Annotated in this window: 6 protein-coding genes; 3 read left to right on the top strand and 3 right to left on the bottom strand. The window is 68.8% G+C overall.

The genetic code is table 11. From position 1 onward, the window contains the following. From ACEN88_RS19840 to ACEN88_RS19830, 3 genes are all read left to right on the top strand, one after another. On the top strand, positions 1-2727 hold a 2727-nt coding region (locus ACEN88_RS19840), incomplete at its 5' end, for a TonB-dependent receptor (RefSeq protein ID WP_413342287.1). Between the two features lie 67 nt (positions 2728-2794). Further along, positions 2795-4420: a glycoside hydrolase family 32 protein gene (locus tag ACEN88_RS19835; RefSeq protein WP_413342285.1), complete on the top strand. Its 1626-nt coding sequence runs from the start codon at positions 2795-2797 to the stop codon at positions 4418-4420. Continuing rightward, positions 4417-5709 (top strand): sugar porter family MFS transporter, encoded by a 1293-nt coding sequence (locus tag ACEN88_RS19830; RefSeq protein ID WP_413342283.1) that lies wholly within the window; start codon positions 4417-4419, stop codon positions 5707-5709. The genes ACEN88_RS19835 and ACEN88_RS19830 overlap by 4 nt, the downstream gene beginning before the upstream one ends. Positions 5710-5729: 20 nt before the next feature. Here ACEN88_RS19830 and ACEN88_RS19825 read toward each other — a convergent pair whose 3' ends face one another. The 3 genes from ACEN88_RS19825 to ACEN88_RS19815 all read right to left on the bottom strand — a co-directional run. Beyond that, positions 5730-6077 (bottom strand): hypothetical protein, encoded by a 348-nt coding sequence (locus ACEN88_RS19825; protein WP_413342281.1) that lies wholly within the window; start codon positions 6075-6077, stop codon positions 5730-5732. 70 nt (positions 6078-6147) lie between these two features. Further along, positions 6148-6984, bottom strand: a complete 837-nt coding sequence (locus ACEN88_RS19820; RefSeq protein ID WP_413342279.1) for a universal stress protein — start codon at positions 6982-6984, stop codon at positions 6148-6150. Beyond that, a partial coding sequence (locus ACEN88_RS19815) for an HAD-IC family P-type ATPase (protein ID WP_413342278.1) occupies positions 6981-7760 on the bottom strand: 780 nt, incomplete at its 5' end. The genes ACEN88_RS19820 and ACEN88_RS19815, both read right to left, overlap by 4 nt.

Raw genomic sequence — 7760 nt, 5'->3', positions numbered from 1 at the left:
GCCTTGGCCGCGGAGCAGTCCGCGGCCAAGGCCGACGAGCCCAATAACGTCGTGATCGTCACGGGCGTGACCCGGACGACGACCAAGAAGAACGCCACGTTCTCGATCAACACGCTGAGCGCGGAAGACATCCAGCGCCTGGCGCCGATGAGTACCGCCGACCTGCTGGGCAACCTGCCGGGCATCTATGCCGAGGGCAGCACCGCCGGCGAGGCCAGCAACAACATCACGGTGCGCGGCCTGCCCGTGGTCGGCGGCTTCCGTTTCGCGCCGCAGCTGATCGACGGCCTGCCGGCGTACGAGGAATCGGAAGCCCCGTTCCTGAACAACGACGTGTTCGTGCGCGACGACCTGATGACGGAAAGCGTGGAGGCGGTGAAGGGCGGCCCCGGCGGCATCTTGTATTCGAACGGCCTGGGCGCGACCATCAACCACATCACGCGCACGGGCGGCGACCACCTGGAAGGCGGCTACAAGCTCGAATACGCGGACTACGGCTTCATCCGCCAGGACGCGTTCGTGTCCGGCCCGCTGGGCAGGAACCTGACCGGCGCCGTCGGCGGCTACTATCGCAGAAGTCAAGGTATCCGCGATACGGGCTACACGGCGGACCGCGGCGGCCAGATCCGCGGCAACGTCATCTACACGAGCGACGACCGCCGGACGACGGCCCGCTTCGACGCGCTCGTCATCAACGACCGCACGGCCTTCTACCAGAACCTGCCGATCTCGGTGCCGCGCTTCACCCAGTCCGGCACGCCGGCGCATCCGACGGTCCTCAGCCAGGACACCATCCAGCCGCTGGGCATCGATTTCGCGCACGGCACGACGGCGTCGCCCTACAACCGCCGCTTCAACCTGATCGGCGAATACGGCACGCGCACGATCGACCAGGCCGACGGCATCCACCCCGACTTCAAGATGTTCACGCTGAAGCTGGGGCATGACTTCGACTCCGGCCTGAAGGTCACGGCCGGCCTGCGCCGCACGGGCGGCAGCAGCGGGTTCAATTCGGTCTTCACGGGCAACGACACGGCGACTGCGGCCACGTTCCTGAACGCGCGCTTCCAGAACGACGTGATCTCGCCGGCGCACGGGGCGGCGCTGGGCTGCAACCTGAGCAATGCGAAACTGGTCGGCTACTTCAAGAGCGGCACGTGCGCGGACTTCGCCAACATCAGCCGCGAGGACTTCATCGCGAAGTACGGAAAGGGCGCCGGCGTCGTCGGCACCTACCGGAACGACGGCACGCGCGTGGCGCCGGGATCCTACATGAACTTCCTGGTGCCGTTCATCGCCGACACCGACGCGGCCAGCACGGTCCTCGACCTGAAGGGCCAGCAGACGTTCAAGGCGGCCGGCACGCACGACCTGACGTTCGGCGTGTACCGCAGCCATTACACCTACGATCCGAACTTCCAGGCCGGGCTGCTCGTGTCGGAAAGCGCCCCCAACGCGCGCCTCATCGACCTGACGGTGGTCGATGCCGCCGGCAACCAGGTGGGCCCGTCGCTGACGTCGGGCGGCGCGATCCTGCCCGGCTGGTTCGGCTGGGTCAGCCACATCAAGGCCGATGGCCATGCAGCCTACCTGCTCGACCACTGGGAAACGCTGCAGGGCAAGCTGAAGATCGACGCGGGCGTGCGCTGGCAGGACGTGCGGGCCAACGTCGACCGCCGCGAACGCAACACGGCGGTCGACCTGACACCGGCGAACGTCGTCGTCGGCTCCACCCAGGATACCGCGGCGGACAACGAGATCCAGTTCCCCGGCCAGCCCAACCTGCTGAACAAGACCTATCACGGCATCGGCTGGTCGCTGGGCGGCAACTACAGCTTCAGCCGGCCCCTCGCCGTGTACGCGCTGGCGTCGTACTCGTTCCGCCTGCCGAGCCTCGAGGACCTCAACAACCTGAGCACTGCGGGCGCAGTGGTGGTGAACGGGCGCCCCGTCGAGCTCAGCGCCGTCGAGCACATCCGCCAGTACGAAGGCGGCCTGCGCTACCTGACGCGCGAGTTCGGCGCCTCCGTCGCGCTGTTCTACAACAAGTTCTCGCCGCGCAGCGCCGTGAACATCTACAAGGACTTCCAGTCGCCGGCATGCTCCACGCTCGGCGGCGTCACGCAGATCAACTCGTGCCCGGACGTGGCCCAGCTGTACAAGCGCGGCGTGCGCAACGTCGGCACGGAGATCGAACTGAGCTGGCGTCCACGCATGATCGAAGGGCTCGAACTGAAGGGTAACGTCGTGGCGCAGAATCCGAAGGTCGACGGTGCGCGCTACCAGATCACGCAGGAGGACAAGGATCCCCAGGGCGTGATCACGGGCTACCACTACGTGCAGATCAGCGAAGACGGCCGCCGTCCGCGCCGCCTGGCCAAGATCATGGCCAACTTCCAGCCGTCGTACGACCTGCTCGCCATGACGGGCATCCCGATGACGGTGTACGGACAATACCAGTACGTCGGCGACCGGTTCTCCGAGGCGACCGATACCAACGTGACCCTGCTGCCGTCGTACCACATCATCAACATGGGCGCGCAATACCAGGTCTCGTCGCGCTGGATGGCGCAGCTGCACGTGGCCAACCTCACGAACCAGCTGTCGTTCACGGAAGGCGATCCGCTGTTCTCCGACCTGCTGTCGCCGGACGGCACCCGTAACCGGGGTATCGCGCGGCCACTGTTCGGCCGCACGATCCGCGCCAGCCTCACGTACCGCTTCTGAGCGCACCGACGACTGCATCACGGGCGGCCGGGAGGCTGCCCGTCTCCGACACCAACAAGGAATTCCTGTGGCTTTGACCTTCCGATTCTCTCTGCTCGCCCTCGGCGCGGCGCTGCTGGCCGCCGGCTGCGCGAGCAGCTCGCCCGATCCCGCCCCGACCTACGGTGAGCCATTCCGCCCGCAACTGTCGTTCTCCCCGCAACGCAACTGGATGAACGATCCGAACGGCCTCGTGTACCACGACGGCGAGTATCACCTGTTCTACCAGTACAACCCGAACCAGAACACCTGGGGCGACATGTCCTGGGGCCACGCGGTCAGCCCCGATCTGCTGCACTGGACCGAGCTGCCGCTGGCGCTGCCCGTCGAACAGGATGCGAGGGGCGAACCCACGCAGATGTTCTTCTCGGGCAGCGCCGTCGTCGATCACGCCAACACCAGCGGATTCGGCCAGCCGGGCAAGCCGGCGATGGTGGCCATGTATACGTCCATGTTTCCGCAGGCGCGCACGGTGAACGGCAAGCCTGTGCGCGCCGGCACGCAGGCACAGTCGATCGCCTACAGCCTCGATCGCGGCCGCACGTGGACGCAGTACGCCGGCAACCCGGTGCTGCCGGAGCCGCCCGCGCCCTACGCGGCCGAGTACCGCGAATTCCGCGACCCGAAGATATTCTGGTACGAGCCCGGACACAAGTGGATATTGGCGACGGTCGTCGCGAAGCAGCACAAGGCATTGTTCTACAGTTCGCGCGACCTGGTCCACTGGGAGTGGACGGGCGAGTTCGGCCCGGCCGGCGCGACCGGCGGCGTGTGGGAGTGCCCCGACCTGATCGAATTGCCGGTCGACGGCGACCCGGCGAAACGTAAATGGGTTCTCGTCATCAGCCTCAATCCCGGCGGTCCGGCGGGCGGGTCGGGCATGCAGTACTTCGTCGGCGACTTCGACGGCAAGACCTTTACGCGCGACCGCGATGCCGCGGGCGACGCGCCGCGGTGGCTCGACTACGGCGCCGATTTCTACGCGGGCGTGACGTACAACGATGCGCCGGGCGGCCGCAAGCTGCTGGTCGGCTGGATGAACAACTGGCTGTACGGCGAGAAGGTTCCGACGGCGCCGTGGCGCAGCGCCCAGTCGCTGCCGCGCGAACTGGGTCTGCGCACGGTGAACGGGCAGGTGAAGCTCGTGCAGCAGCCGATCGCCCAGGCGCGGGGTTTGCGCGGCCCGTCGCTGTACAGCGGGGCCGGACAGGCCATCGCGCGCGGTACGAAGGCGGTGCCGCTGGCCGGCACGGCGAGTGCGCCGCTGGAATTGAAGATGGTCCTGCAACCGGGCACCGCGACGCGCGCCGGCATCCGCCTGGGACAGGGTACCTATACCGAGATCGGCTACGACGCGAAGCAGGGCGCCGTGTACGTGGACCGCACGAAGTCGGGCGAAACCGGCTTCCATCCGCAGTTCGCCGCGCGCCACGCCGCGCCGGTCGCGCTGCGCGCTGGCGGGCTGCCGCTACGCATCCTCGTGGACCGGGGCTCGGTGACGGTGTTCGCCGGCGACGGCGAGGCGGTACTGACCGACCAGGTGTTCCCGCCCGCCGGGGCGGGGGGCGTGAGCCTGTTCAGCGTGGAGGGCGACGCGCAGGTGCGCGACCTGGACATCTGGTCCCTGAATTCGATCTGGAAGGAAGCACGATGAATACGTTGTTGAAGGGAACCCTGGTTGGCGGCCTGGCGGGGCTGCTGTTCGGTTTCGATACGGCGGTCATCGCCGGCACCACGCAAGGCCTCACGCAGGCCTTCCGGCTCGACCCGTCGGGCCTCGGCATGACCGTGTCGAGCGCGTTGTGGGGCACCTTGCTGGGCGCGCTGTTCGCGGGCCGCCCGGGCGACCGCTTCGGGGCACGCAACTGCCTGCGCGCCATCGCGGGCCTGTACATCGTCTCGGCGCTGGGCTGCCTGTTCGCGCCCAGCCTGGCGGTGCTGGTCGCGGCGCGCGTGCTGGGGGGGATCGCGATCGGCGCCTCGTCCGTGCTGGCGCCGATCTACCTGGCGGAGATCGCCCCGGCGCACCGGCGCGGGATGCTGGTCGGCGCCTTCCAGTTCAACATCGTGCTGGGCATCCTCGTCGCGTACCTGAGCAATTACCTCGTCGGCCTGGCTGACCTGGGTGCCGACGAGTGGCGCTGGAAATTCGGCGTGGCGGCGCTTCCGGCGCTGCTGTTGTGCGGCCTCCTGTTCGTGATTCCCAACAGCCCGCGCTGGCTGGCCGTGAAGGGCAGGACGAAGGAGGCGGAACAGGTGCTGCGCGAGATCGGCGCCGCCGACGTCGCGGGCGAGCTGGCCCGCTACGCGCGCGGCCACGTCGCCGCGGGTTCGACGCTGTCCTGGAGCCGCTACCGCAAGCCGATGCTGCTGGCGTTCGCGATCGCGGCGTTCAACCAGCTGTCGGGCATCAACGCCATCCTCTACTATGCGAACGACATCTTCGCGGCGGCCGGATTCGGCAAGGTATCGGCGGACCTGCAGTCGGTGATGATCGGCGCGACGAATTTGCTGTTCACGCTGCTGGCGCTGACCGTCATCGACCGCCTGGGCCGCAAGACGTTGCTGATCGTGGGCTCGGTCGGCATGGTCGTCGCGCTGACGGGAACGGCATGGATCCAGTGGAGCGGCATGCACCGCGACCTGCTGCTGTGGGCGCTGGTGCTGTTCATCGCGGCGTTCGCGTTCTCGCAGGGCGCGGTGATCTGGGTGTACATCTCCGAGATCTTCCCGACCGAGGTGCGGGCGCGCGGGCAGAGTCTCGGCGCGTCCACGCACTGGCTCATGGATGCCATCGTCGCCGGCGTGTTCCCGGCGATGGCGGCGCGCTCGAACGGCCTGCCGTTCGTCCTGTTCGCGCTGGCGATGCTTGTGCAGCTGTTCGTCGTGGCGCGCTGGTTCGTCGAGACGAAGGGGACGCGGCTGGAGGATATCGACGTGTGACAGGCGTGCCCGCCAGGCCGTCAATGCGGGAAGACGGCCTTGGCGGCTGCATCCGGCCGGTCCGCCGGCTGTGTATACATCTGCATCTGCGAAACGGGATGGTAGCGCCGGTGCCACGGCCGCGTCAGGACGCGCAGCGCGACGTCGAACGGCACGCCGTTTTCGCACAGGGTGCGCGCCGCATACGCGGTACCCTCGGCGGCGCTCGCGCTGATCACGGCGTCGACGAGGAGGGCGGTGACCAGGTCGGTCCGCTGCCCGGAACCGGCGGGTGCCGGCTGTGAGGTGGTCGCGCAGTGCGGACAGGCCACCCGGAGCGTGCAGCCGCACCCGGTGCACGTGCACTCGACGATGTTCTTCGTTGTCATCTTGCTATTCTACATCTGGAACGTGATAGCTGGATGACTCGGCCCGCTTTTCGCAACCGATATTTTCCGGTCAATGCGCCAGCAACACCGGAATGCGCGCATCGGCCAGCACCGCGCGGCTGGCCCCGCCCAGGCAGAGTTCGCGCAACTTGCTGTGGCCGAAGCAGCCCATCACCAGCAGGCCGCAATGCAGTTCGGCGGCCAGGTCCAGCAGGTCGTGGCCTGCGTCCCGCCGCGGCGCCCGCACGAGCATGTGCGGCGTGACGCCGTGGTGGCCGAGGAACCGGAGCAGGTCGGGCCGCTGGGACTCCAGTTCCGCCGCGCCGGCGTCGGGGCCAGTGAGCGCGGCGATCGTCACGGCACTGGCGCGGTGCAGCAGGGGCAGCGCGGCGGCCAGGGCGTGCGCGGCTTCCTTGCCGCCGTCCCATCCCACCAATACGTCGCGGGCGGCGCCCGGCGCCGCGTCCGTGCGCGGCAACACGAGCACGGGTCGGGGGCTGTTCAGGATCACGTAGTCCGGCAGGTGGACGGCCCGGTCCGGCAGCGCCTCGTCGGGGTCGTCCTGGCTGATGACGACGAGGTCGGCGAAACGGGCCAGCCGCGCCAGCCCGTCGTCGGCCTGGTCGCACACGAAGCGGGACTCGTGGGGGACGCGCATTGCGGCGGCGATCGCTTCGAATTGCGCCAGTGCCCGCCTGGCGTTCTGCTCGAGGGGATCGAAGTAGCTGGCTTCGAGCGTACCCGGTCTCGATGTGTAGCCGAGCGGGAAGATACTGCGCGACACGCCGAACATGGCCGCGCCCAGCAGGTGCGCCTGGTGCGCGTGCGCCAGCGCGGCCGCGTAATGCATGCGTGCGGGCGCGTGGGACGACTGGTCGACGTGCACGAGGATGGTTTTGTAGTTCATGATGACCTCCCTGCCGCCTGCAGGCCCAGCACCATGACGGCGGCCGTGAGCGCCGCCAGCACCAGCCAGGGACCCGGTGGCGGCGCGAAGCGGAACAGGTCGGCCAGCGCAGGCAGCCATAGCGCGGCCGCCAGCAGGCCCAGTGCGCCGAGGACGACGGAGGCGAACACCGGATTCGGCGTGCGCAGTGCCGCGCCGACCCCATGCTGGCGGTGGCTCAGCAGCAGGCCGAGGTTGCACAGGATGAGGGCGCTGAACGCCGTCGCCCCCGCCTGCGCGGGAGGAAGCCGTGTCAGCGCCCAGCCGTAGCAGGCGGCGAGCAGCAGCGCTGCCCACAGTCCGCGCAGCAGGGCCGCCAGCAGCGCGCGCCGGTCGAGCACGGATTCGTCGTGCGGGCGCGGCGGGCGCCGCATCAGGTCCGGTTCCTCCGGCTCGTTCTCGAACGCCAGCGAACAGGCCGGATCGATCACCAGTTCCAGGAAGACGATGTGCGGGGGATACAGCAGGACCGGCCAGCCGAGCAGCGGCGGCAGCAGGGCCAGTACGGTGATCGGCACGTGCGCGGCCGCGACGTAGCGCATCGACTTGCGCATGTTGCTGAAGATGCGCCGCCCCGCGCGCAGTGCCTGCACCAGCGCCGGGAAGCGGTCGTCCAGCAGCGTCAGTTCGGCCGCCTCGCGCGCGACGTCGGTGCCGCGCAGTCCCATCGCCACGCCCACGTTCGCCGCGCGCAGGGCGGGCGCGTCGTTGACGCCGTCGCCGGTCATCGCCACGAC

Source organism: Massilia sp. CT11-108 (genome assembly GCF_047302915.1).
Classification (GTDB): domain Bacteria; phylum Pseudomonadota; class Gammaproteobacteria; order Burkholderiales; family Burkholderiaceae_D; genus Telluria; species Telluria orientalis.
The sequence above is the reverse complement of the archived record's forward strand: the minus strand, read 5'-3'. Positions and strand labels throughout refer to the sequence as shown.

Bases quoted from the DNA above. Each gene is read 5' to 3' on its own strand.
- ACEN88_RS19830 (WP_413342283.1), top strand. From the start codon at position 4,417: ATGAATACGTTGTTGAAGGGAACCCTGGTTGGCGGCCTGGCGGGGCTG.
- ACEN88_RS19820 (WP_413342279.1), bottom strand. From the start codon at position 6,984: ATGAACTACAAAACCATCCTCGTGCACGTCGACCAGTCGTCCCACGCG.
- ACEN88_RS19825 (WP_413342281.1), bottom strand. From the start codon at position 6,077: ATGACAACGAAGAACATCGTCGAGTGCACGTGCACCGGGTGCGGCTGC.